Genomic DNA, 24,378 nt, shown 5'->3' on the forward strand with positions numbered 1-24,378 from the left:
TCGTATGAACCGACTTTTACTCTTTTCTATAGCTATACTTAGCCTGATTGCCAGCAAAAGCGTTTCGCAGTCAGCCGACTCGACACGCCTTGTATACAGCGAGGAAGCGGCAAGCCAGCAGCCACAGCACGGCACAAAACGGTTCAAGATGCTCTATAATCGGTTTATACGGGCCCAGATCGAAGAAAAAACATTGATCAAGCTGGGCGTGATGCCGACTGGTTTTGGAGCAACCCCCGATCCCATATGGGGCTTTCGAAATGAAATCGCTGTTGAACAAAAACTTACATCTGCTTTTTCGCTTCTTATTTCGGCTCACTCTTCCTATAGCCGTCTGGCAAAAACTTTTGATGAAGCGAGCATTTCGGGCGAAGTAGCTGGACGCTGGTATTTTGTTATGAACCGCCGAATACGGCAGGGCAAAAGCGCCAATAACTTTTCGGGCCAATACGTAACCATGCAACTGATCAAATCGCTTTGGGCAAGCAACTCCCTTGAGCCTCCAGCCAGCGGCTTAACCCATTCATGGGTAGGTTTTGGGCTGGGTACACAACGGCGGTTAAGCCGATTTGGCTATCTGGATGCAAACATTGGCCCAGGTTATACGATCCGTAGCCTTAATCCCATGCCCGTTGGCATTCGAGCCTCTATTCTGGTAGGCTTTGGCTTGTAATTGTTTCCATCCACCCTTCTCACCATTTCATACGATATGAAGCCGTTTTATACATATTCTGTTGTTTGCTGGGCAATTAGCTGTCTAACGTTAAATAGCTACGGCCAGTCTGACTCCACACGTGTCGAAATTTCGCAGGAAAAATTATCGGTCGATTCGACCCAACAAATCAATCCTGAACGAACCGACAAAGAGAAGAAGTTGATGAAAGAGCTTTTTCGGCGAAGTCGTCAGGAAATTACCTTGATTGAGATTGGGGTCGAATACCCGTATAAGGCAGGCATTGTTCTCTTTAATGACCCTCGGCCAGTAATTGAACAAACGAGCCTGTTTAGCTTGTGGGCTGGTATTGAGCACAAGATTACACCTTCCTGGGCAATTCTGGGTGGTGTAGGCTGGCAATTTTCTCCCGGCACACCGAAGAACCCTATATCAGGAAGTAGCTGGCTCGGGCAGGTTGGAATAAATTACTATCCAATGATTACTAAAGCGATACGGAAAGGTCAGTCGGCCAATAATTTCTACCGTCAATTTTACGTCACAACACGGGGCCTCCTGCCTTTTCATGACAAACTAGCTGTAGAAGGAGGTGGATCGAACCAAACCATTACCGTTAATCCATTTCGGCAGGCTACTTTATTGGGGATAGGTATTCATAGCATACGAACGCGCTTTTATTTCTATAATCTGGTTGCAGGAGCCTCCTATTTAAACGGACGAGATGCAGGACTTCGCCATCCTATACAGGCGATGGTACGATTTTCGTTCGGTCTCGGTCTGTGAGTTTTATTACCTTTGAGCACCGTTACCAGCGAATTCAGCGACGGGACTCGACCCCATGAAAAATGCGTTTCTGATAATAGATGCTCAGTTCGACTTCTGCCATCCCGATGGTGCTTTGTTTGTGCCCGGAGCTGAGCAGGACGTTGACCGCATGGCGAATCTGATCCGGCAGCACGGCAATCAGATCGACCATATCGTTGTTACGCTGGATACGCATCATATTTTAGACATTGCCCATCCGGGCTTTTGGCAGGATGCCAGCGGAACGCATCCGGCGCCCTTCACGCGTATCACGGGCGATGATGTGGACGCAGGCCGGTGGACACCCCGTTTTTCGGTTGAAAAAGCGAAAAAATATGTCCATGACCTCGAAGCCGATGGGCAGTTCGACCATTTTATCTGGCCTGAGCATTGTTTGATTGGCTCGCGGGGGGCCGCCCTTCACGACACATTACTGAATGCGCTGAAAAGCTGGTCGCACCTGCGCAATCAGGATTACGTAGCCATACAAAAAGGACTATACCCGCTCTCCGAACATTTTGGCATTTTCCGGGCGCAGGTTCCTGACCCTGCCGTTGCCGAAACGCAACTGAATACGTCCCTGATTGTCGATCTGGCTCGGTTTGATACCGTTTACCTGATGGGAGAAGCTAAATCGCACTGCGTAGCCAACAGTCTGAAACAGATACTGAACTTCGCTCCTGAACTGGTTTCGAAGCTAGTTGTCGTAACCGACTGTATGTCAGATGTGGCAGGGTTAGGCCATCTTGCCGACCCGATCTATGCCGAAGCAAAAGCCCGTTCTGTCCGTTTTATGGAATCTGATGCGGTTTTTACGTAAAAAGCCGTACTTTTCGGACCTATGCAAAAGGCGCTTTCACTGTTTCCGCTCAATCTGGTTGTGTATCCTGGCGAGGATTTGAACCTGCATATTTTCGAACCGCGCTATCGACAGCTCATTAATGAGTGTCTGGAAGAAGAACGTACGTTTGGTATCCCCGCCTTCATTAACAATAAGCTTCCGGGTTATGGGACCGAGATGCACGTTACGACCCTTCACAAACGCTACCCTGATGGCCGGATGGATATAAAGACCAAGGGCTTACGCATTTTCCGGCTGGTTAATTTCGAAAACCCGATTCCGGGCAAACTGTATGCAGGTGGCGAAGTAGAAATGGTTGAAGCTGGCGATAATTTTAGCGCCCACGCATCGGCCCTGACCGAACGACTGGAACGCTTATATAAGCTCCTCCAGATAGAAACCGATTATAACCCGAGGTCCGAAAACCTATCCTATAAGGTAGCGCACAAAGTAGGCTTATCAATCGAACAGGAATATGAGTTGCTGACACTGGAGAGCGAAGCAGAACGGCAGCTTTTTCTGATCCAGCATCTTAATACAGTCTTACCCGTTGTATCGGACATGGAGCGCACCAAGCAACGCATCCGCATGAACGGCCATTTCAAAAACCTCGATCCGCTCAATTTTTAATGACCGATTGAGTGAATGAGTGATTGAGCGAATAAAAAAGCTTTTGGTAGCTATTCGCTCAATCACTCATTCACTCATTTTTCTCCTCCACTTTCCCAACTTTTTTGGTTCGTTTGGGCAGTTGCTCGGCTAGTTCCTGAAGGTTCTTTATGGGTGGGCGGGGCTTTTCGGCTTCACCGATCAGGAATCCATACGGTTTTAGTGAATCCACAGCATCAAAAATCACTTTCAGTATGGCGGTCATGGGCAGAGCCAGTACCAGCCCTGGCAACCCCCACACATTTTCCCAGAGAATAAGGGCAATAATAGCCGCCAATGGATTGATACTCACTTTCGATCCGACGATATAAGGCGTAATAAAATTCCCTTCCAGCGCCTGTACGAACAGAAACACACCAATAACTCCCAGGGCTTTGAACGGATTGTCCTGTGTAACCAGTGTGTAGGCGGCTGGTATCAATGAACCCAGCGAAATACCAAAGTAGGGAATCAAAACCAGGCAAGCCCCAAAGAAACCAAAGAACACGGCATAATCGACACCTAGAATCAGCAGACCTACCGTCATCAACGTACCAATAATAATAATGACCAGGAATAACCCCGCCATGTAATCTTTGACGACCTCATAAATGCCACTCATCACCCCATCGACCTTTGAGCGACGGGCATCGCTGAAGATTTTATAAAAGAACGTCCGGAAAAAATCGCGGTAAAGCAGTAAGAAAAAAGCGAACAGCAGAACCAGGAACAGTGTACTGATAATGTTGGTTGTGGTCAGCAGAGTAGTGGTCACAATGACTCCTGCTTCGGAGAGGGCCTGATTCAGGTATTTCCGTATTTCATCGACCTGCCGCTGCTTATCGATATTCAGGTGCTCGTCGGCAAACTTTTGTATGCTGTTGATGTATTCATTTCCACGCTTCACAAACTGGGGAACTACTTCGCTGAAGTTACTGAGCTGAACGGAAATGCCATAAAATAAACCTGTCAGAATGGTTAGTGCCAATAACAGACAAAGGATAATGGCTAGTATTCGGGGGACTTTCCAATTTTCGAGCCGATTGACCAGCGGAAAGAGTAATACAGCAAACAGGATGGCAAACACTAAAGGGATGAGCAGGCTTTCCAGAACATGTAGCCCATATACGATGACTACCAATGATAAGAGTATACAAGTAACTTTAGCGTAGAAAGGCAACTGAATTTCTGGAGACCGTGTGTCCATAGTAGTGAATGTAAAGCAAAGCAATCCCGCAAGCTGCCTATCAGTTACAGGACGAACTATTTCCCCAACCACCAACTACCCACTTTAGTTTGAGTAATTATACACTTTAAGCTTCTTCTAATTATCTTAGTATCAGGCAGGATTAACAGCTATTGATTGCTGTTCAGGCTGTTAAGTTTTTGTTAAGGATGCATTTGGAATTGGTAACGTTGTGGATAAGTCATGTAACTTCGGGCTGCCAAACAGAAGGCAACTACTAAACGCCACGAGTGAAGTAGGTCATTCTCAACAATTTAACTTCGCATGAGTGCTGCAAAAGCTGCTCAACCCCTTCATCGCGTTTTAGTCGTAGACGACGACGCCGACATCGTAGAGATGCTCGAATACAACCTTCTTAAAGAAGGCTACGAAGTTCGCACAGCGTTCGATGGCCGGAAAGCTATTGAAGTCGCTAAAGGCTATCTCCCCGAACTGGTTTTACTGGATATTATGATGCCTCAGTTAGATGGTATAGAAACAGGCCGCCAGCTCCGAGAGATCGCCGAATTACGTCAGACCTACATTTTGTATCTGACAGCCCGCTCGGAAGAGTACTCCGAAGTAGCCGCTTTCGACGTAGGCGCCGATGATTACATCACCAAGCCCATCAAGCCCCGTGCGCTCATGAGTCGGATCAATGCGCTCTTCCGGCGCGAAGCTCAAAAGGCCGATCCAGGTGAGCAAATTATGATTGCCGATCTGTTGATCAACCGCAAAAACTATTCAGTTACGCAGAACGATAAAACGGTTATACTCCCCAAGAAAGAATTCGAACTCCTGTTCTTTTTAGCCCAGCACCCCAATAAGGTATGCAGCCGGGAGGAGTTGCTTCAGAAAATCTGGGGGGCCGATATTTATGTGCTCGAACGTACAGTAGATGTTCATATTCGGAAACTCCGCGAAAAGATCGGTGATACCCATATCCGAACGCTAAAGGGTGTAGGCTATATGTTTACCGACCAGCCCGAGTAAAGAGCGAAAGAGTGAATGCGTGAAAGAGCGAAGCACCCGGCAGGTTTTTCGCTCTTTCACGCATTCACTCTTTCGCTCTTTTTATCTTTACACAATGTCTCTCAGTCCCCGCATTATTGCTCTTTTACTGGCTTGCCTGATTTCGGCATTGACGCTCGCTTTTCTCACATTCGTAGAAGGCGTTACGAGCAGTATGTTGTTTGTGGTCGGGATTTCGTCGTTTGTCATCTCGTTCTTTCTGGTACTTTATGCGATTGAGTTACTGGTCTTCCGGGAAGTCAACAAGATGTATAAAACCATCCACCAGCTCAAAATCCGCGACTTTAGCATTTCCCGAAAATCCATCATCAAGAACAGCAATCCGTTTAAGAAGCTCAACGACGAAATTTTTGTTTACGTCGCCAAGAAGCAGAAGGAGATTGACGAGCTAAAACGGCTGGAACAGTTTCGCCGGGAGTTTCTGGCCGATGTATCGCATGAGTTAAAAACACCCATTTTTGCCGCCCAGGGCTTTATTCATACGCTGATCGATGGTGCCGTCGATGACGAACACGTTCGGGATAAATTCCTGTCGAAAGCCGCCAAAAGCCTCGACGGGCTGGATGCACTGGTAAAAGACCTGGTGGCGCTGTCGCAACTGGAAACCGGCGAAGTAAAAATGAGCTTTGAGCGGGTCAACTTTTCACAGCTTATTCAGGAAATTTTTGAGCAGCTCGAAACCATCGCTAAAGCCAAAAACACATCGCTCTCACTCAAGACCTCACAACCCGGCCCGGCCTGGGTAAAAGCCGACGTTCAGCGCATTATGCAGGTCATGACTAATTTGATAGAAAATGCGGTGAAGTATGGAAATGACAACGGCAAAGTGATCGTTCACCTCGAAGAAGATAAAAAACACATTATCGTATCGGTCCGCGACAATGGCCCCGGCATCCCCCCCGAACACTTAAGCCGGATATTTGAGCGATTTTATCGGGTCGAAAAAAGCCGCTCGAAAGAACGGGGGGGCACTGGCCTCGGCCTGGCCATTGTGAAGCACATCCTGAACGCGCACAAATCGAAAATTACCGTAATGAGTAAGGTCGACAAAGGCACCACTTTCCGATTTAAGCTCGAAAAAATGGAGGTGTAGCCTTCTGCTAAATCAATCGCTTAAGGGCAAAATGGGCAATGATGAGCTGCCCGTTTCGCCGGGCTACCAGCGATATCTCTCTCCCTTCGCCTTTCTGTAGTATCTTGTATATTTCGCTGATGGTCATATCTCTGGCCGATGTATTATTGATAAACAGGAGTTCATCCCCTTCTTCCAGACCAGCCTTAGCGGCCGGAGATCCATCAAGAATTTTGTCGACATAATAGGTACGGAAGCTCTCCCCTCTTGCCCGAAGCTCCATACCACTCATATCATGTTCGAAGCTCTCGCGCATCAGTCGCTTAACAGGCTTCATCACAATGTATTGATCGGGATAGTTAAAGGTCACATTGAATCGGCGCAACAATTCGCAACCTACATTTCCCTGCCGTTCGGGCATGTTGATAAGCTTCATCCCAAAAGCTATACTATCGGGAAATGATGCCAGAATATTATCCATTTCGTAACGCCCAAACCGGATTTTTTGAATCCGACCTACGCTCCCATTTATGACACCATTTAGCCCGCGACCCAATTGCGCCCGAATACTTTTTTCTGGAATCGGCATGGCGGCCGTACTACGCGACCGATCGAGCAGAAGGGCGTGACCTGCACCTGTATCCAGCACAACCCGCAAGGGCAGGGTTTTTTCGCCATCGAATACCGATAAGGCATCGGTATAGGCTTTGGTATCCTGAATCGTGATTGGGTAACGGTCACCTTTGTGTTTATTGTATTTGTACTTGCCTGGCTTCATGATCATCAGCTCATGGCGCTGAAAATCAACATTAACAACGAAGTTTGAAAAGACCTCGTAGCCAAAAATGCCATGAACGGGGGCTCCTACATATTCTGACAGTTTGAGAATATCCTCGTCCAGAATAACCAGATTATGATGCGATGCGCGTAAGCCGCCCATCGTCAGGGTATTATCGATGGCAATGGAAGCGGTCAGGCTCCCCCCTTCGCCAGCACCGCTAATCTTAACTTTCCGCGTTAGTTGGAGCTTCTGTTTCGAAAAAGCAGCCGGATCAGTAATAATTGTATTGGCAACTCCCGTATCCAGAATAAAATTCAGGGTGTCTGAATCATTGATCCGTACCGGAACAACAATCAGGTTCGAATGAAGCTGAAACGGGATACGGGTCCAGGTCCGATTCCCGGAAATAAAAAAGCCGTAATGGTCCTTATCAGGCACACGTCGGTTATCATCGCCCCGAGCTGCCCAACCGGACAGTAACAGCCCGAATACCAGTATCAGCGTTTTCATTTATCGTAGATTTATTACATTGAAATTACGCATTTTTTATCCGAATAACACAAAAATTAGACAGTAAGTTTATTGACTGTCACATAGTTATTTCCACTTATTTAGTATCCGGGCAACTTTCGCACTCTTTAAGATGGTGCATTCCGTTCAAAACCCTAATTTCGTCAAAAATTTCAAGCAATATAGGGCCATTTAGAAGCCCAGAACATCGTTTTCGACTCTCATTATTAATCGGTTATGCGTAAAAAAATAGTTGCTGGCAACTGGAAAATGAATAAAACAGCCGACGAGGCTACTGCTCTTGTATCGGAAATTATCGACAAGGTGAATGCTGAAGTGACGGGTGATGTCACGGTTGTTCTGTGTCCACCTGCTGTTTATTTGACCTCAGCCCGGCAAGCCATACCATCCGGTGGTTCTATTTCGCTCGGTGCTCAGAATTGTCATGAGAAAGCTTCTGGTGCCTACACCGGTGAGATTTCGGCTCCTATGTTGCAGTCTATCGGCGTTGAATACGTCATTCTTGGCCATAGCGAACGCCGGGAATATTTTGGCGAAACCAACGCTCAACTGGCCGCTAAAGTAAACATTGCCCTGGAAAATGGCCTGACTCCTATTTTTTGTTGTGGGGAATCCCGTGATCTGCGCGAAAACGGTGACTACGTCGGCTTCGTAAAAAACCAGCTTACCGAGAGCCTGTTCCACTTATCGGCCGATTCGTTTGCGAAGGTCGTTATTGCTTACGAACCGATCTGGGCCATTGGTACCGGCCTGACAGCATCGGCTGCGCAGGCGCAGGATATGCACTTTGAGCTTCGTCAGCACATTGCCAGCCAATATGGCGATTCTGTGGCCCAGGACATCAGCATTTTATACGGTGGTAGTGCCAATGCCCAAAATGCAGCCGAGCTGTTCGCCCAAGTCGATGTAGACGGTGGCCTTATCGGTGGTGCTTCCCTTAAAGCCCCTGACTTTCTTACGGTTGTAAAAGCAGCACAATAAACTTAATGAGTGAATGATCGAGTGATTGAATAGCTAAACCAAGAACCTATTCAATCATTCAATCACTCGATCATTCAAAATTAAATTATGACAGCCGCTTATTACGTCCGGGCTTTCAACATGACTCCTCACCCGGAAGGGGGGTATTTTGCCGAAACGTATCGATCATCCGAAAGCATTGCTCAGGAAGCCTTGCCGCAGCGATTCGGGGGAAATCGCTCATTCTGTACGGCTATTTACTTTCTTCTGGAGCAACACCATTTCTCGGCATTTCACCGGATTCAGTCCGATGAAGTATGGCATTTTTATGCGGGTGGCCCATTGGAGGTATTTATTATAAACCCCGATGGTTCGCTCAGAATTATACGACTCGGCAATAACCCGGAGCGGGGTGAGGTGTTTCAGGATGTAGTACCGGCTGGATGCTGGTTTGGTTCAAAACCGGCTGTAGGTACCGAATTCTCGCTGGTTGGCTGTACGGTTGCGCCCGGTTTCGATTTTGCGGATTTCGAAATGGCCGACCGGAACCAGCTATTGGAGGAATTTCCCCAGCATAAGGAGATTATTGAGAAACTGAACCGGGATTTAACGGATTGAGGGATTAAAACAGATTTTGTTAAATTATAGAGCTTCGAAGAAGCAAAAACAAAATCTGTTTTAATCCCTCAATCTGCTAAATCCCGGTTCTGATTACTGGAAATTTACATTCCCAAACTTGGATACTACGCGGACTTTAGTACCTGAGCCACTGCCCACTTTACCGACATACTGCTTGACCAGTTTTGGGCCTCGTCGGTTGTCGTCGTCGGGCTGGGCGGTAAAATGCCAGGTTGAATTGGATGGGTAATTGAAATTGCCGTAGCTAACCGTTACATCAAAATCGCAGTCGTTATTTCGGTCGACAGGCAACGCTACGGATGAGTAAGAAGCCTGAATATCAACATTTTCGACGGTTTTAGGCAACTGATCGATTCGGAAGCCACCCGAGAAGCTGAGCTTAATTTTACCCGATTCACGCAGGTTACCAATTTTAGCCCCCGAATAATTGATGTCGGCATTCAGTTTTCCGACATCACCAATGGTCATTTTACCCGCCTTATTGGTGAGCGTCAGCTCATTGGCCTTTACTAATTCCAGGCTTCCATAGGCCATATCCAGTTTTCCGGCATCGATGTAACGAATATTGGCTTTACCATAGGCCACATCGATATCATTCTGGCGGCTGGCTAGTTCTTCGGCCATGAAATTACCATAGCGGCTATATACAGTGAGGGGAGCCTGAAAGGAGTGGATGGTGGTATTGCCAAACTTATTTTTCAGCGTCAGCGCATTTTGTTTGGGCATCATCACATCGTAGTTGATCCGCACAAAATTCCGTTCGCCATCATCTTTCCATTTGCCAAAACTCCAGTTCGAAACTGCACTCTGGCTGAAATTTGTCCGAACGGTAATCTGGTTGCCATTGCGCTTTTCTTCAATCGTTACCGCATCCAGATACTTTTGGGTACGCTCGTCCGAATCCGAATTAGCAACAATGGTAATCTGAATTTTTATTTCCGGTTTATCCCATAAGCCTATTGTAACCTGACCAAACTGATTATCGACGACCAGATTATCTTTACTATCGACATCAAATAGTTTGATGATGGTCTTCTTCTTTTCAACGGTGGTTTCAACCATACCGGGCAGAACCGGCACCTCGGCCCGCATAATTAATGGGCTAAGGCATAGTAAAACACTATACAGGACTCGTTTCATGGGACTGGTCTTTAATGCGCTCAATAACACGCAATTGTTCGTTAAGTAAGTTGATCTGAAGCTGTAAATTCTGAATCATGGCCTGGATCAACACTTCCTGATTCGGGTTCTTAGGCAGATCGGCCTTGAGTGCCCGGTAGGAGTTCTCGAGCCGGTCCAGGTCAATCGCAAATTCTTGATATAGAGCGGGATTATCCTCGGTCAGTTGTTTTAATTCAGCACGTTTATTGTCAATGAGTTGCGTGTATTGCACTACCTCTTTGGCATAAGTCGGATTAGCTGCCACGAGTTCAGGCTGGCGGGTTACCCCATATTGCTTGTTCATGTACAGAAAGCAGCCAGCCAGCAGCAATACGGCAATGGACGCAGCCACTCGCCAATCGAGCGTGGGCCAGCCAATTTGCCGTCCCCCCGAAGCCGGACGGTTTTTATGGACTGCTACAAACGGCGAACCATTGTTCTGGACAATCGGCGGATTATCCAGACTAGCTTTGTCAAGGCCAGCCTCAATCTTTTTCCACAGATCAACCGACGGCTCTTTGTCGTCAAAGTCCTCGCGGTTATCGCGCACAAAACGTTCAAGGTTATCCTTTTTCATAGGTCAGTAAGCGAAAGAGTGAACGAGCGAACGAGCAAATACCATCTACAGGGTTTGCTCCCGTCAGCCCTTACTAACTCTTTCTCAACTAGTTTAATAATTCAAGTAAACGTTTTTTTCCTCGTAAATACTGCGTTCTGGATGTTGTTTCACTGATGTTTAATACATTCCCTATTTCTTCATGGTCGTATCCCTCAAACAAATAAAGCGATAGCACGACCCGGTACCCTTCTGGAAGCAGTTGCATAGCCCTTCGGACCCGGTCTACTTCCAACTGAACTCCGTCTTCGTCATATGGTTCGGGATCGGCAAAATCGGGCCCGTCATCTTCACCAAACCGATTCGATTCCATATCCACCAGCTCCAATCGACGGGCGCGGAGATGATTGATAGCCCGGTTTACCACAATCTGCTTCAACCAGGCCCCGAACGTACTTTGCCCCCGAAACGAGCCTATATGGCTAAATGCATCCATAAAGGCTTCCTGCAATACATCTTCAGCTTCGGCTTCATGGTTCAGAATCCGCAGGCAAACGTTATACATAGCCTTTACGTAATGCTGATAGAGTTCATACTGAGCCCGTCGCTCGCCCTGTTGGCAGCGTTTGACCAGGTCAGCATGGCGGTCGGGGTACGGTTTAGGTTCCAACAGCTTCAGTATTTCCCAACGTTTAAGTTATTATCGATAGAAAGATGCACGGAATTTGAGAATGTTGCACAATAATTCAGAAAAAGTCAGCGTTTCTACCCTCACATCGTTTAAAGGCTGTTTTTCTGTAGATTGGCTCTATAAAAGCATTGATCACTATGTATAAAACTCAGGAAGGCCAGCCGTTTATGGTCCATGAAGATGGCCCAAATTCTCCATTTGACCATCAGCGCGTTATCAGTAAACTAACGTTTGAATTAGGTCTATTATATTACCAGCAAAAGAGAATTATTCTGGAACCTCTCCCTGAAACGCCATTGGATGAAGGGCCTGGGCATGCCGTACCCGACGTAATCCTGTACGATAAAACCGCTGAAGAAACAAAGATTATCATAGAAGTATGTCAGAACAATGGGCAACGTAATGACCTACGAAAAATCATTTATCTTATCGAAGATAACGACTACGGCATCCTTGAAGGCTTCGTATATAACTACAAAACTCGGGAGTGGCTGCGTTACCGAAAAGGCGATGGTGGCGTTGCTACAAATTCATCCGTGTCGGAAGTAATGAGCATCGATATGGGGGCTTTCCTCTGACACTAAAACAACAAATCTGGCTATAGGTTCAGTCAGAGGGTTTATTCAATTTGACACCTGCCAAACTCTCGTTTCTATCCGTCCGCTACCAAATTATTTCGTAGTTTTGATTGTTATAGAAGGATAGAGACGAGCTGAATGGTTGATTATATTTCTGGATTAAATGACCCACAGCGGCAGGCCGTTATGCACGGCGATGGTCCGCTTATGATTATAGCCGGTGCCGGTTCGGGAAAAACCCGCGTACTAACCTACCGGATCGCTTACCTGATCGAAAACGGTATTGACCCTTTCCGGATTCTGGCCCTTACCTTTACCAACAAAGCCGCTGGTGAGATGCGGCACCGGATCGAAAAGGTAGTTGGGACGGAAGCCCGCAACATCTGGATGGGCACCTTCCACTCTGTATTTGCCAAGATTCTTCGGATCGAAGCCCGGGCCATTGGCTATACCAGCAACTTCTCCATTTATGATACCGACGACTCAAAATCCCTGTTGCGCAGCATCATTAAGGAAATGGGGCTCGACGACAAGGTGTACCGGGTCAACAGCGTATTTTCCCGAATTTCGGGGGCTAAAAACCGGCTCATTGGTCCGGATGATTACCTCAACAATGCCGTAATCCAGGCCGACGATGAATCGGCAAGGATGCCGCACATTGGTCGAATTTATAAGCAGTATAGCGTTCGTTGTTTTGCCGCCAATGCTATGGATTTCGACGACCTGCTGTTCAATACCAACGTACTCTTCCGCGATCATCTGGATATTCTGAACAAATACCAGCATAAGTTCCAGCAGGTGATGGTCGACGAGTTTCAGGACACCAACATTTCGCAGTACCTGATTACCCGTAAGCTGGCGGCTGTGCATCAGAACATCTGCGTCGTGGGCGATGATGCGCAGAGCATCTATGCCTTCCGGGGAGCCAACATTGAAAACATCCTGAATTTTCAGCGCGATTATGGCAAAGAGAATGTCAAGATCGTTAAGCTGGAACAGAATTACCGCTCGACCAAGACGATTGTGGAAGCGGCCAATTCGATCATTGCCCGGAATAAGCAGCAACTGGAAAAGCACGTCTTCACGGATAATGAAGAAGGGCCACTGATCGACGTAATAAAAGCCTCGTCGGACAACGAAGAAGGTCGTCTGGTAGCCTCATCTATTTTTGAAACCAAAATGAACGAATCGCTGACCAACAACGACTTCGCCATTTTGTATCGGACCAACGCCCAGTCGCGGGCGTTTGAAGAAGCCCTGCGCAAGATGAGCATCAAGTACCGCATTATTGGTGGTCTGTCGTTCTATCAGCGAAAGGAAATCAAAGACCTGATTGCGTATTTGCGCTTTACGGTCAATCAGCAGGACGAAGAGGCTTTCAAGCGAATTATTAACCTGCCCAAACGCGGCATTGGCGATACTACTGTGGCTAAAATCAGTGTGATAGCCGCCGAAAAGCAGGATTCAATCTGGGAAATTGTCTCTGAAATCACCAAACATGTAGCCGGTAGGTCTGCTATTGCCATTGAAGGCTTTTCCGATCTGATCAAGAGTTTCAAGCTCCTCCTCGACCAGAAAGATGCCTACGAAGTAGCCTCGCACATTGCCAAAGCATCGGGTCTGTTAAAAGAACTGTATGAAGACAAAACGGTGGAAGGGCTGGCCCGCTACGAAAACGTGCAGGAATTGTTGAACGCCATCAAGGAGTTTGTCGATAACCCGGATAATGAAGAGAAAAGTCTGGCCGCGTTTTTGCAATCTGTCTCGCTACTAACCTCTGCTGACGAAAAAGAGGACGATGGTGATAATGATAAAGTAACGCTGATGACGATTCACGCGGCCAAAGGGCTGGAATTCAAAAACGTGCATATTGTCGGTATGGAAGAAGACCTGTTCCCCAGCCAGATGATGCTCGAAAGCCGAAACGACCTGGAAGAAGAACGGCGACTATTTTATGTGGCCATAACGCGTGCCGAAAAGCGGTTGACGATGTCGTACGCCGAAACCCGCTATCATTATGGACGATTGAAAATGTGTGAACCCAGCCGATTCCTGATGGAGATCGACCAGCGGTATCTGAAGATGTCGAAACTCCGCTCGGCACCCAGCCGCATGGACTTCGACCGACCCGAACGCGAACGCAGTGAAAGCACCTCAACGGGCTCGATGGCATTTGTACGGTCGCTGGCGCAGAAAACAGCTCGCACACAAACCCCACAAACAGCGGCTACGCATACGCCTTCGCCCGATTTCACGCCAAGCAGTACGGCTGATCTGGCATCGGGTCAGCGTGTTGAACATGCCAAGTTTGGCTTTGGAACCGTGAAAAAAGTAGATGTGAATGGAACCGAGCGTAAAGCTACGATCTTGTTCGATGTTGTGGGAGAAAAGACCCTACTATTGAGTTTCGCCAAGCTGCGAGTTGTGGTGTAAGTAAGATGTATTCTCTGTCCTGCTTGTTAGCAATCGTTCCATAGTTTGATTGCTGACGAGCCTATTTCATACAAAACCTTCACATCATATCGTTCTCTTCAAAGTATTCTACTCCCATTGCCTATACGTCGCATGAATGCCTACGGTCTTATTGTCGCAGCTTTGCTGTCCATTGCCCTCGAAACTTACGGACAGGTGAAGAAAGATTCGACAGGATCAGCCAACCCCGCTGTTGAAAACCTCGGAAATCAGGTCAATTCCGAATACAACGAGATTAATCCCGTTATTTCGCCGGATGGCAAAACGTTGTATTTCGCCCGGATCAGCCACCCCAACAATACCCACGGCACCAAAGGTAGCCAGGACATCTGGTATTCTGACCTGGACGCAGCCAGTGGTAAATGGGGCCCTGCCCGGCGCATGGGTTTCCCCCTGAACAAAGACGAATACAATTGCGCCTATAGCATTACGCCCGACGGCAACACCATGCTCATAAAAGGGCAGTACAACAACGGAAACTACGAAACACGCGGCTTTTCAATCAGTAAGAAAACGGCTACTGGCTGGTCGCCCCCACAAAAGATTGAGATTCCTGGCTACGTGGGCATGAGCAAAGGGCAGTTCGATTGCGGGTTTATGTCGGCCGATGGCAAAACGCTGGTCATGGCGTTCAGTGAAAAGAAGAACAGTAAAGAAGACGACATTTACGTATCCTTCCGCCAGAAAGATGGCTCCTGGACCAAACCAATGGATCTGGGTTCGGAGGTAAATACCAAATTTACGGAAACCACGCCCTTTCTGGCCCCCGATGGTGCTACGCTCTATTTCTCCAGCAATCGGGAAGGTGGGTTAGGTAGCAACGATATTTATGTCACCAAGCGAGTCGACAAGACCTGGAAACACTGGACCAAGCCGGTAAACCTGGGGCCGAAGGTGAATACAGATGGCTACGACGCCTATTATACCCTCTCGGCATCAGGGGATTATGCGTACCTGACCACCTTTAAGAACACCGTTGGTAAAGGCGATATTGTTCGGGTTAAGCTTACTGAAGATCGACCTACGAATCAGCCTGGGCGGCTGGGTGGTGGTGATGAAGTGGCTGGCCAAACCGATGCCACCCGACCCGATCCCGTTGCCCTGATCAGCGGTAAGGTTGTTGACCAGATTACGGGTAAGCCCATTGAAGCCCGCATCGTTTATCATACATTACCCGATGGTGCCGAAGTTGGTGAAGCCACTTCTGACCCCGTTACAGGTGAATACAAAATTGTACTTCCCTACGGCCAGAAATTTTCTGTCAGGGCCATTGCCAAGGACTTCATTTCCGAAAGTATAAATATTGATCTGACACAAACCAAAGGGTTTCAGGAAATTAAGAGCGATCCCGTTAAAATGGCTCCCATTAAGGAAGGATCGGTTGTTCGGCTGAATAACATCTTCTTCGATACCGGAAAGTCAGAACTCCGCCCGGAATCGGGTCCTGAGCTGGATCGGTTAGTGACCACGCTGAACGAGAATCCTAAAATGACCATTGAAGTACGCGGTCATACAGACAACACCGGCTCTAACGAGATCAACAACAAGCTTTCTCAGGACAGAGCCGACGCTGTTCGGGAGTATTTCATCAGCAAAGGCATTGAACCCGATCGGGTTGGCAGCAAGGGCTTCGGCGAAACCAAGCCAATTGCCACAAACGATACCGAAGCCGGTCGTCAGCAAAACCGTCGGGTTGAGTTTGTCATTATCAAGAAATAAAGTGACGATAATAGCTGGTTTTGAGCAGATAAACGCTCGAAAACCGCAACCATAAACGCCTGTTTGAGTTAACCTTACAGAACAATACGCTAACAGGTTTTCCCTAATCACTATGCAACTGAATGCAGGCTGCGAACTTTATTTTGACGCTGAAACGCCAACTCCTCTCATCTTAATGCTGCGCCCGCGCTCAGGTGCAGGGCAATGGATTATTCGGGAAGAGTATCAAATCACCCCGACTGTCAACGTAACGGAGTTTACCGATATGTACGGGAATCTTTGCCAACGGGTTGTGGCACCGGCAGGACCGTTTTCCATTCACTTTTCGGCTACGGTTCAAACCGCCGATCTAATTGATGTAGCGCCGGGCGCTCCTTATACCCCCGTCGAAGATTTGCCCGACGATGTGCTTCATTACACTTTGCCAAGCCGCTATTGCCAGTCCGATCAGTTGGGCGATCTGGCCGCCGACATTACCGCCCATGCCGAACCCGGATACGATCAGGCCGAAGCCATCCGAAAGTGGATTCATGAGAATGTCCGGTATGAGTATGGCACCAGTGATGCCAGCACATCGGCTATGGATACGGCCAACAAACGGGTAGGCGTTTGCCGTGATTTCACCCATTTGGGCATTTCGCTTTGCCGATCTTTAAATATTCCGGCCCGCATGGTCGTTGGCTATTTATATAAGCTCGATCCAATGGATTTACACGCCTGGTTCGAAGCGTATATAGATGGACGCTGGTTTACGTTTGATGCTACGCAGAGCGAACCGCGTGGCAACCGAATAACCGTAGCCTATGGGCGTGATGCAGCTGATGTAGCGTTTACAACGCAATTTGGACCGATGAAACTCAATGACATGAAGGTCTGGGTTGACATGGCTCAGCCAGAAAGCCACGAATCAGAAAAAAAAGTTGACGAAGCCCCAACCCTTTCGGCCTCCGTTGGGTCTAATCAACCGACGACCAATATGCCATGAAAAAACCACTGCTTTTCTGCTCTCTGATCGGTGCCCTTACGGCTTGTCAGCATGAGTCTGATATTCAGCCGAATACTAGCTCTCTGGCAGGTGAAGCAGTTGGAACCTACCGCACTAATTTTTACCTCGACCCATCCTACGCTACCCTTTCACAGAGCCAGATGCCGTACGTTGAGCTAAAACAGGAGTCGGACAGTAATGTAACCTTATTGCTGACCAGACAGTACCCTGCTTCCGAAACGCAGGTTATTCCTCATGTGCTTCTGCAACGTAAAGCCAATGGAGTTGAGCTTCGGATTGCCAACACCCGTGTAGGCACGCTGCAAACCGACCGCGTGTTTACGAGCAACGGTATGGAAAAGCAGGGGCAACTGTTACGGTTAACGGCTCAGGATAGTTCGGTCAGCGAATTTATTGGCGTCAAACAATAGAGAACGGCCTATACTTAAAAAACGAACAACCGACCTGCTAATGCAGCGTCGGTTGTTCGTTTTTTTGGGGCCAGTGAAAAACAACTGGCCAATTATCCTGGTCTATTTTTTATCGATGCGGTATAATCTACCCTGATCGGTAATGGCATATAGGGCGCCATCTTTACCCTGGGTAATGTCCCGGAAACGCTGAAGTTGGTCGGATAATAACCGCTCTTCACCAACGACCTTATTGTTTTCGATAACCAGCCGCAGAACGTGCATTCCACTCAGTGTGCCGATGAACAGATTGTTTTTCCATTCAGGTACGTTGTTAGCACTATAGAACGTCATGCCACTAGGCGAAACGCTGGGGTCCCAGTAGTAAACGGGTTGTTCAAGCCCTTCTTTTTGCTGAATACCCTCTCCTACTTTCTGGCCACTGTATTCGATACCGTAGGTAATGGTGGGCCAACCGTAGTTTTTACCCGGCTGAATCCGGTTGATTTCATCCCCACCCCGTGGTCCAAATTCGCCTTCCCACAGATCGCCCGTAACCGGATGAAAAGCCAGGCTCTGGACGTTTCGGTGGCCATAAGAGTATAATTCAGGTCGGGCATCGGCCTGGCCTACAAATGGGTTACCGGAAGCAGGTTTACCCTCTTTCGTGATTCGAATCACTTTGCCTAAGCCAGAATTGAGCGATTGAGCCTGTGGGCGGGTCACCAGGTCCGACCGTTCGCCAGTACTGATCACCAGATTTCCCTGCTTATCGATCAGAATTCGACCCCCATAATGCAGGTTGCCTTTATAGGCTGGCGTAGCCTCATAAATAACCTTTGCATTCTCTATTTTCTTCTCATCGGCCGATAATTTCCCTTTACCAACCGCCGTCAGATTACCGTCGGGCCGGGGTTCAGAAAATACCCAGTAAACCATTCGGTTAGTAGCGAAGTCAGGATCGACGCGAACGCCCAGAAGCCCGCCCTGCCCCGACGAGTTTACGGCGGGTAAACCCGTAATCGGTTCGCTCACTTTGCCGGCCGTTGTCACAATCCGCATGGAACCTTCCCGTTGTGTGACCAGCAATCGACCATCCGGTAAGCTGGTTATTCCCCACGGGCTGGTGAGGGCTTCGGTCAGCACTTTACCCTCATAGGGTGTAGTGGTTTTGGTACCAGCGATCCGCGTTTGACCCGCAAAAGCAGGTTTATAGTTCGGAGAGTTAGGCTCTTTGGTTTCAACAGAGGCAAGACCACTTCCAGCCGATTGCTGACCACAGGCGTCCAGAGTAAGACCCATCAGTACTAAACCTAGGCTACTGATGGGGACAATCATTCGTTTTATCATGATTAATTAACGTTAATTTCTTCTGGTTATCGATACTATTTCTTTAGAAACACTGAGATTCCTGGCCGAACGACCAACTGTTTGCCGCAGCCCGACAAATGTAATTGAATTCAGTAATCCGTTTGAGATGGCTTCATTTCTGAATGCATTTTTCGTACAAAACCCTATTTGATTAAGTTACGAACAAAGTCAAGGTACAAACAAACTCAGGCAGTCGATGCTTTACGGGTCATTACAGTTTGTTTAAAAGCGTCAGATGCATTCGGCATACCTAAATGTCAACGAACTGCCTTCCGAATCGAAAAGCCAGAACGGCCAGGTAACCCAGTACCCACCCAGACGAAGTTTTGTCGACTTTGTCTGTTTTTATACTAAACGAACCTGATTGACCAGTCAACCTATTGGGGTAATCGTTATATTCGCAAAAATATAACGATTGATTTGCCAGCCTTTCGATCAACCGTATGCTCAACTCTACTATTTTCTGGTTAGGTTTTGTTTCTACGCATTTTACAGGCGATACGATACCGCAGCCAGACACAGTACGTTCACGAGAATTGGCCGAAGTGGTTGTTTCGGCTTCGCGAGTACCCGAATCGATTCTACGGTCTCCGGTAAGCATCGAAGTGCTGGATGCCCGGCGGATTCGTCTATCGGCCCAACCCTCTTATTTCGATGCGATTGAGAACCTAAAGGGGGTTCAGGTGCTTACCTCCAGCCTGGGCTTTAAGGTGTATAACACACGTGGCTTTGCCAATACTACCAATGTCCGGTTTGTGCAGCTTGTCGACGGACGCGACAATCAGGCTCCCCATATTGGCGCTCCCATTGCCAGCGCCCTGGCCCCTTCCGATTTAGATATTCAGCGGGTAGAAGTGGTACCGGGGGTTGCGTCAGCTTTATACGGGATGAATGCGCTGAATGGTCTGGTCAACATGATCACCCGAAATCCCTTCGATTCGCCCGGCCTGAGCATTGGGCAGAAAACAGGGGTCAACCATGTAGCGGATGCGGCTGTTTCGGCTCAGTTGTATTCCGAAACCAGCCTGCGCTACGCTCAGCGGATCGGCAACCGCTTTGCCTTTAAAGTCAATCTGGTCTATCAGCGGGGGTACGACTGGATTGCCGCCAATTCGATGGATCTGAACCCAACAGGAAATAGCTCTTTAGGCCTATTGGGAGCCGATAATCCGGCATATGACCCCGTCAATAGTTACGGCAACGAATCGGCAAACCGGCGAACCTTGACCCTGGGTGGCAAACGCTATAGCATCGCCCGTACGGGTTATTATGAATCGGAGGTTACCGATTACCGGCTGCTAAATCTGCGGGGCGACCTCTCGGTACATTATCGCTTTACCCCCACCACCGAACTGATATACACGTATCAGGGTGCCACCCTCAACAATGTGTATCAACGTACCAATCGCTTTCGGCTCGAAAACTATGTGCTGGATCAACACAGCCTGACGTTTACGTCGCCATCTGTACAAATCCGGGCCTATCGATCGCGGGAAAATACAGGCGACTCCTATAACATCCGGTCAATGGCTGAGAACATCGACAAATCGTTTAAATCGGATAACCAATGGTTTGCCGACTTTACCAGTCAGTTTAATGCTGATACCAAAGCCGATATGCCCGTGCCCGATGCCCTCCGGGATGCCCGATCAGTTGCCGACCGCGATCGTCCAGCACCGGGTTCCGGGGCGTTCAATACGCTGATTAGCCGTCTCCGCTCAATTAACAACTGGGATGTTGGAGCCGCTTTACAAGTCAAATCCTGGCTGTATCATGCCGAAGGACAGTGGGAACCGACCAAAGTGCTGTGGAAGAATTTTCGGCAGCAAACGGGCATCGATCTATTGGTAGGTTTTGATTTCCGACGGTATGTGGTTTTCCCTGATGGCAATTATTTCATTAACTCGACTAACCCAGGGCACAATTTAGTATATGGGAAGGAAGGCGGTTTTGTGCAGGCCAGTCGAAACTTTCTGAACGATCGACTGAAAGCAACGGCATCGATACGGCTCGACAAGAACACATACTTTGATCCCCGGCTAAACCCCAGACTAGCGCTGGTTTACTCGCCTACCGAATACCATACCCTTCGATTGTCTTATCAGAATGGGTATCGGTTCCCGTCTCTTTTCGAGGCTTTTTCGAATGTCAATTCGGGCGGTGTCAAACGAGTAGGTGGGCTTCCGATCATGTCGAGAGGAATTTATGAAAATACTTATCTGGTCACGTCCATCAATGCTTTTCAGGCAGCTATTACCGCCGATGTGAATGCCAACGGTCTATCGACCAGTCAGGCTATCCAGAAAAACAAAGGACTTTTGAAAGCCAGCCCCTATACCTACATCAAACCCGAACAAGTTAACAGTGTAGAGATTGGCTACAAAGGGCTTTGGTTAGCCCAGCGCCTGTACGTAGATGTCGATTTTTATTACAGTTCGTATCGGAATTTTATTGCTCAGGTCAATGCCAACCTGCCGAAAGGAGCAAATCCGGATTCGCTGGCTTATTATTTTTCGAGTTCAACCACACAGGATCGGTATCGACTCTGGACAAATTCTCAGACACGCGTTTACAACTATGGCGCGAGTGCCGCACTCCGCTACAGCCTCACTACTAACTGGTCGTTGGGAGGAAATGCGTCATTTGCCAGGCTCGACCGGGCCGAAAACGGGGATGGGCTCGAAAGTGCTTTTAATACCCCAAAATGGATTACCAACCTGACGGTTACGAATGGAAACTTTTGGAATGGTATGGGCATTTCGGTCAATTATAAATACCAGAGCAGCTTTCTATGGCAATCGGAACTGGCTACAGGCACAGTGCCTGCCATCAATACGATCGATGCCCAACTCAGTTATTTACTCCGCAAACCAGGATTACTGATCAAATTTGGTGGTACCAACTTACTGAATCAACCCTACTATACCTTTATTGGAGGCCCAGCCGTTGGGGGATTTTATTACACAAACCTGATTTGGGAAATGCCCGGCAAGTAGAACCTCGAAATACTTCATAAAAAAAACGCGCCACCGTTGGGTAGCGCGTTTTTTCATGAAGTGAGCTTAACGGATTAACGAATAGCAAACTCACCCGAACCGATGCGGAAACCTTCCGAATACAGTTCTACGGTGTATTTACCAGGCTTGTAAGGAATACCACGGCTGTACAGCAACTCAACATTCTGGTTGTTGTTGGTGTAATTTACCGTTTGCTTCGTAGTATAGATGGTTTCATTGCCATCAACGTTGAAGGTACCTGAACCGTTAGCCATGTCCGATACAACAGCCCCATCGGGATCAAGTACCCGGACATATACATCCTTCGCTTCCTCTTTCGTCAGCGGGTTATCCAGCAGCGTGTACACGACTTTGATCTTGTCCAGCTTCTTCGCTTTGTAGGCATCGTCTTCTTTCACTTTGCCTTTCGAGTTAACCGCAAATACTTTTACGTTCTGCGCTTTCAGGGCAGCAGCCCGGGTTACTTTGCTGGTCAACTCCGTGTTCTGTGCAACGAAGGTGTTTACTGAATCCCGTAGCTGTTGACGGTTCGTTTTCAACCCTGTGTTCTCTTCGTCCAGCGTTTTTACGTTCGTAGCCAGCGTAACGTTTTCACGTTGCAGACCAGCAATGAGCGTATCTTTTTCCGCCAGGAAGGCTTCATACTGCTTGATTTTGGCTTCGTATTTTGAAATCGAAACCCGGTTGCCACGCTTCAAAGCAGCTTTATCCTGCTCCAGTTGCGCTTTTACCTTTTCGAGTTCCGAAACGTCGCCACCCAGTTTCTGTACTTCAGCAATTTTAGCATCCAACGCTGTTGAGATCGAATCCAGCTTAACGCGAGTTGTCGATAATTCTTCAACGCGTTCCGATATGGTTACTTCCTGGTTTTCAGAAACCTTCTTTTGATCAAAGTACAGATAACTCGATACTCCGGCCAAACCCGTCATAATGATCAGAGCAGCCAGAAGAGCACCATTTGTTTTTGACTTGGGCGCATTATTTTCCATTGCAAATTTTCAGTTTAACGATTAAACATGCACAAACTTAAAAAAGCCGCTTTCGCGGTTGTGTAGAGGTTGTTACATCCAAGCTTTTTGTCTGAATGAAAAATAGTAAGTCGATTCACGAGCGACACTACCGGAACGCCCGCTTACGGCAACCTATTGTAGTGAACAACTCACAGAATTAAAAAAAGGTTTAAATAGTACCCATAAAACACCGCAAATTTATATAATGATTATCAGATAGATAGACCGTTCGATAAATAATTAATTTTCTCTATAGTAAGCATATGCTCTTAGTAGGCTAAATCATCTGATATAAAACAACCCTGATGTACAGTAGGTTTAAGGTCAAAATTGAATCCGAATGCCAGAACTTCCAGAAGTCGAGATCAGACGCCAGTACCTCGAAACATCATCGCTTTACCAGCCTATCAGCCACATTGAGGTGGAAGATAAAAAATTGCTCACTACAGACTATCACACGCTTCAGGAGTGGCTGATTGGCCGCCAGTTTGTTGGCACGGAGCGAGTAGGAAAAAACCTCTTCGTACGTACTGATCAGCCTAATATCTTCGTGCATATGCACTTTGGTATGACAGGCGATCTGGAATACTATCATTCATCGCTCGATAGACCGCGATTTGCCCGAATTGTATTTGAATTTACCAATGGCTTCAACCTGGGGTTCTTATGCCCCCGAAAATTTGAGCGAGTGGGCTTGATTGATAGCATCGACGAGTTCCTGCTCCGGAAAAAAATTGGCCCAGACGGCCCGGCCGTTACTGTTGAGGCATTAGCCCGTCAGGTTCAGCGCAAAAAAGCCTTTATAAAACCCGTTTTGCTCGATCAACAGGTGGTGGCTGGGCTAGGCAACTGGATCGTCGATGAAGTATTGTTTCAGGCAAGGATTCATCCCGAACAACGCGCCGATACCCTCAGCGAAATCCAGATCCATCAGCTACATGATGCCATCCGCCTTGTTCTCGAAACAGCCATTCGCTACGAAGCCGCCTATCGGGACTTTCCGATCGACTTTCTGATTCACGTCCGTGAGTGGGACAATTCGCCCTACGATGATGTGGAAGCCCATAAATTCTGCCCGCGCTGTCATACGCGAATTGAGCGCTCGGTCGTTGGCGGACGTACCACTTTCTTCTGCCCTCGTGAGCAATTCATTCAGTGAACTAGCGGGAACAGAAACATGTTATCGTATTAAATGTATATAC

22 protein-coding genes are annotated in these 24,378 nt (G+C 47.8%); 15 read left to right on the forward strand and 7 right to left on the reverse strand.

The window, feature by feature from the left end:
• The first annotated feature begins 4 nt into the window (after positions 1-4).
• The 4 genes from B153_RS0109105 to B153_RS0109120 are packed head-to-tail and all read left to right on the forward strand — an operon-like array spanning position 5 to position 2,948.
• On the forward strand, positions 5-673 hold the full coding sequence (locus B153_RS0109105; RefSeq protein ID WP_020596388.1) for a hypothetical protein: 669 nt from the start codon (positions 5-7) through the stop codon (positions 671-673).
• 36 nt (positions 674-709) lie between these two features.
• A complete protein-coding gene (locus tag B153_RS0109110; RefSeq protein WP_020596389.1) occupies positions 710-1,456 on the forward strand; it encodes a hypothetical protein in 747 nt (248 codons plus the stop codon).
• Positions 1,457-1,511: 55 nt separating this feature from the next.
• Complete coding sequence (locus tag B153_RS0109115) at positions 1,512-2,297, forward strand: cysteine hydrolase family protein (protein ID WP_020596390.1); 786 nt, start codon at positions 1,512-1,514, stop codon at positions 2,295-2,297.
• A 21-nt stretch (positions 2,298-2,318) separates the two neighbouring features.
• Positions 2,319-2,948: an LON peptidase substrate-binding domain-containing protein gene (locus B153_RS0109120; protein WP_020596391.1), complete on the forward strand. Its 630-nt coding sequence runs from the start codon at positions 2,319-2,321 to the stop codon at positions 2,946-2,948.
• Positions 2,949-3,018: 70 nt separating this feature from the next.
• Here B153_RS0109120 and B153_RS0109125 read toward each other — a convergent pair whose 3' ends face one another.
• On the reverse strand, positions 3,019-4,173 hold the full coding sequence (locus B153_RS0109125) for an AI-2E family transporter (protein WP_026262015.1): 1,155 nt from the start codon (positions 4,171-4,173) through the stop codon (positions 3,019-3,021).
• A gap of 303 nt (positions 4,174-4,476) precedes the next feature.
• On the opposite strand from B153_RS0109125, the gene B153_RS0109130 reads away from it, so the two are divergent.
• Both B153_RS0109130 and B153_RS0109135 read left to right on the forward strand, forming a co-directional pair.
• Entirely contained in the window at positions 4,477-5,184 is a 708-nt protein-coding gene (locus B153_RS0109130) for a response regulator transcription factor (protein WP_020596393.1), read from the forward strand.
• A gap of 94 nt (positions 5,185-5,278) precedes the next feature.
• Complete coding sequence (locus tag B153_RS0109135; RefSeq protein ID WP_020596394.1) at positions 5,279-6,316, forward strand: sensor histidine kinase; 1,038 nt, start codon at positions 5,279-5,281, stop codon at positions 6,314-6,316.
• A gap of 7 nt (positions 6,317-6,323) precedes the next feature.
• On the opposite strand, the gene B153_RS0109140 is transcribed toward B153_RS0109135, so the two are convergent.
• Positions 6,324-7,586: an aspartyl protease family protein gene (locus B153_RS0109140; RefSeq protein ID WP_020596395.1), complete on the reverse strand. Its 1,263-nt coding sequence runs from the start codon at positions 7,584-7,586 to the stop codon at positions 6,324-6,326.
• 237 nt (positions 7,587-7,823) lie between these two features.
• Between B153_RS0109140 and tpiA the strand changes: the two genes are divergently transcribed.
• Positions 7,824-8,588 (forward strand): triose-phosphate isomerase, encoded by a 765-nt coding sequence (gene tpiA / locus B153_RS0109145; RefSeq protein ID WP_020596396.1) that lies wholly within the window; start codon positions 7,824-7,826, stop codon positions 8,586-8,588.
• An 87-nt stretch (positions 8,589-8,675) separates the two neighbouring features.
• Complete coding sequence (locus tag B153_RS0109150) at positions 8,676-9,185, forward strand: cupin domain-containing protein (RefSeq protein ID WP_020596397.1); 510 nt, start codon at positions 8,676-8,678, stop codon at positions 9,183-9,185.
• A gap of 93 nt (positions 9,186-9,278) precedes the next feature.
• Here the strand turns inward: B153_RS0109150 and B153_RS0109155 are convergent, their stop codons facing one another.
• From B153_RS0109155 to B153_RS0109165, 3 genes are all read right to left on the reverse strand, one after another.
• Positions 9,279-10,346 carry a DUF4097 family beta strand repeat-containing protein gene (locus B153_RS0109155; RefSeq protein ID WP_026262016.1) on the reverse strand — a complete coding sequence of 356 codons (1,068 nt, stop codon included), beginning with the start codon at positions 10,344-10,346 and terminating at the stop codon, positions 9,279-9,281.
• Positions 10,327-10,944 carry a hypothetical protein gene (locus tag B153_RS0109160; protein WP_020596399.1) on the reverse strand — a complete coding sequence of 206 codons (618 nt, stop codon included), beginning with the start codon at positions 10,942-10,944 and terminating at the stop codon, positions 10,327-10,329. Before B153_RS0109160 ends, B153_RS0109155 begins: the two co-directional genes overlap by 20 nt.
• An 88-nt stretch (positions 10,945-11,032) precedes the next feature.
• A complete protein-coding gene (locus B153_RS0109165) occupies positions 11,033-11,593 on the reverse strand; it encodes an RNA polymerase sigma factor (RefSeq protein WP_020596400.1) in 561 nt (186 codons plus the stop codon).
• Between the two features lie 158 nt (positions 11,594-11,751).
• Between B153_RS0109165 and B153_RS0109170 the strand changes: the two genes are divergently transcribed.
• The 5 genes from B153_RS0109170 (at position 11,752) to B153_RS0109190 (ending at position 17,799) form a co-directional block, all read left to right on the forward strand.
• The gene (locus tag B153_RS0109170) at positions 11,752-12,192 is read left to right on the forward strand and encodes a hypothetical protein (protein WP_020596401.1); all 441 of its coding nucleotides are present in this window, start codon (positions 11,752-11,754) and stop codon (positions 12,190-12,192) included.
• Positions 12,193-12,330: 138 nt separating this feature from the next.
• On the forward strand, positions 12,331-14,625 hold the full coding sequence (locus B153_RS0109175; RefSeq protein WP_020596402.1) for an ATP-dependent helicase: 2,295 nt from the start codon (positions 12,331-12,333) through the stop codon (positions 14,623-14,625).
• Positions 14,626-14,757: 132 nt separating this feature from the next.
• Positions 14,758-16,383 (forward strand): OmpA family protein, encoded by a 1,626-nt coding sequence (locus B153_RS0109180; RefSeq protein ID WP_020596403.1) that lies wholly within the window; start codon positions 14,758-14,760, stop codon positions 16,381-16,383.
• 112 nt (positions 16,384-16,495) lie between these two features.
• Positions 16,496-17,368, forward strand: a complete 873-nt coding sequence (locus tag B153_RS0109185) for a transglutaminase domain-containing protein (protein WP_020596404.1) — start codon at positions 16,496-16,498, stop codon at positions 17,366-17,368.
• Positions 17,365-17,799 (forward strand): hypothetical protein, encoded by a 435-nt coding sequence (locus B153_RS0109190; RefSeq protein WP_020596405.1) that lies wholly within the window; start codon positions 17,365-17,367, stop codon positions 17,797-17,799. Before B153_RS0109185 ends, B153_RS0109190 begins: the two co-directional genes overlap by 4 nt.
• A gap of 102 nt (positions 17,800-17,901) precedes the next feature.
• Here the strand turns inward: B153_RS0109190 and B153_RS0109195 are convergent, their stop codons facing one another.
• Positions 17,902-19,128 carry a PQQ-dependent sugar dehydrogenase gene (locus B153_RS0109195; RefSeq protein WP_211221665.1) on the reverse strand — a complete coding sequence of 409 codons (1,227 nt, stop codon included), beginning with the start codon at positions 19,126-19,128 and terminating at the stop codon, positions 17,902-17,904.
• 464 nt (positions 19,129-19,592) lie between these two features.
• Here B153_RS0109195 and B153_RS0109205 point away from each other — a divergent pair, with 464 nt between their 5' ends.
• Entirely contained in the window at positions 19,593-22,145 is a 2,553-nt protein-coding gene (locus B153_RS0109205; RefSeq protein ID WP_020596408.1) for a TonB-dependent receptor plug domain-containing protein, read from the forward strand.
• A 74-nt stretch (positions 22,146-22,219) separates the two neighbouring features.
• Here the strand turns inward: B153_RS0109205 and B153_RS0109210 are convergent, their stop codons facing one another.
• Positions 22,220-23,155: a hypothetical protein gene (locus B153_RS0109210; protein WP_020596409.1), complete on the reverse strand. Its 936-nt coding sequence runs from the start codon at positions 23,153-23,155 to the stop codon at positions 22,220-22,222.
• Positions 23,156-23,516: 361 nt separating this feature from the next.
• Here B153_RS0109210 and B153_RS0109215 point away from each other — a divergent pair, with 361 nt between their 5' ends.
• Complete coding sequence (locus tag B153_RS0109215) at positions 23,517-24,335, forward strand: Fpg/Nei family DNA glycosylase (RefSeq protein ID WP_020596410.1); 819 nt, start codon at positions 23,517-23,519, stop codon at positions 24,333-24,335.
• The last annotated feature ends 43 nt before the right edge of the window (positions 24,336-24,378 follow it).

It is taken from the genome of Spirosoma panaciterrae DSM 21099 (assembly GCF_000374025.1).
GTDB classification, from domain to species: domain Bacteria; phylum Bacteroidota; class Bacteroidia; order Cytophagales; family Spirosomataceae; genus Spirosoma; species Spirosoma panaciterrae.

Bases quoted from the DNA above. Each gene is read 5' to 3' on its own strand.
- B153_RS0109170 (WP_020596401.1), top strand. From the start codon at position 11,752: ATGTATAAAACTCAGGAAGGCCAGCCGTTTATGGTCCATGAAGATGGC.
- B153_RS0109180 (WP_020596403.1), top strand. From the start codon at position 14,758: ATGAATGCCTACGGTCTTATTGTCGCAGCTTTGCTGTCCATTGCCCTC.
- B153_RS0109105 (WP_020596388.1), top strand. From the start codon at position 5: ATGAACCGACTTTTACTCTTTTCTATAGCTATACTTAGCCTGATTGCC.
- tpiA (WP_020596396.1), top strand. From the start codon at position 7,824: ATGCGTAAAAAAATAGTTGCTGGCAACTGGAAAATGAATAAAACAGCC.
- B153_RS0109135 (WP_020596394.1), top strand. From the start codon at position 5,279: ATGTCTCTCAGTCCCCGCATTATTGCTCTTTTACTGGCTTGCCTGATT.
- B153_RS0109195 (WP_211221665.1), bottom strand. From the start codon at position 19,128: ATGATAAAACGAATGATTGTCCCCATCAGTAGCCTAGGTTTAGTACTG.
- B153_RS0109110 (WP_020596389.1), top strand. From the start codon at position 710: ATGAAGCCGTTTTATACATATTCTGTTGTTTGCTGGGCAATTAGCTGT.
- B153_RS0109185 (WP_020596404.1), top strand. From the start codon at position 16,496: ATGCAACTGAATGCAGGCTGCGAACTTTATTTTGACGCTGAAACGCCA.
- B153_RS0109155 (WP_026262016.1), bottom strand. From the start codon at position 10,346: ATGAAACGAGTCCTGTATAGTGTTTTACTATGCCTTAGCCCATTAATT.
- B153_RS0109215 (WP_020596410.1), top strand. From the start codon at position 23,517: ATGCCAGAACTTCCAGAAGTCGAGATCAGACGCCAGTACCTCGAAACA.
- B153_RS0109120 (WP_020596391.1), top strand. From the start codon at position 2,319: ATGCAAAAGGCGCTTTCACTGTTTCCGCTCAATCTGGTTGTGTATCCT.
- B153_RS0109190 (WP_020596405.1), top strand. From the start codon at position 17,365: ATGAAAAAACCACTGCTTTTCTGCTCTCTGATCGGTGCCCTTACGGCT.
- B153_RS0109130 (WP_020596393.1), top strand. From the start codon at position 4,477: ATGAGTGCTGCAAAAGCTGCTCAACCCCTTCATCGCGTTTTAGTCGTA.
- B153_RS0109125 (WP_026262015.1), bottom strand. From the start codon at position 4,173: ATGGACACACGGTCTCCAGAAATTCAGTTGCCTTTCTACGCTAAAGTT.
- B153_RS0109140 (WP_020596395.1), bottom strand. From the start codon at position 7,586: ATGAAAACGCTGATACTGGTATTCGGGCTGTTACTGTCCGGTTGGGCA.
- B153_RS0109115 (WP_020596390.1), top strand. From the start codon at position 1,512: ATGAAAAATGCGTTTCTGATAATAGATGCTCAGTTCGACTTCTGCCAT.
- B153_RS0109160 (WP_020596399.1), bottom strand. From the start codon at position 10,944: ATGAAAAAGGATAACCTTGAACGTTTTGTGCGCGATAACCGCGAGGAC.
- B153_RS0109210 (WP_020596409.1), bottom strand. From the start codon at position 23,155: ATGGAAAATAATGCGCCCAAGTCAAAAACAAATGGTGCTCTTCTGGCT.
- B153_RS0109175 (WP_020596402.1), top strand. From the start codon at position 12,331: ATGGTTGATTATATTTCTGGATTAAATGACCCACAGCGGCAGGCCGTT.
- B153_RS0109150 (WP_020596397.1), top strand. From the start codon at position 8,676: ATGACAGCCGCTTATTACGTCCGGGCTTTCAACATGACTCCTCACCCG.
- B153_RS0109205 (WP_020596408.1), top strand. From the start codon at position 19,593: ATGCTCAACTCTACTATTTTCTGGTTAGGTTTTGTTTCTACGCATTTT.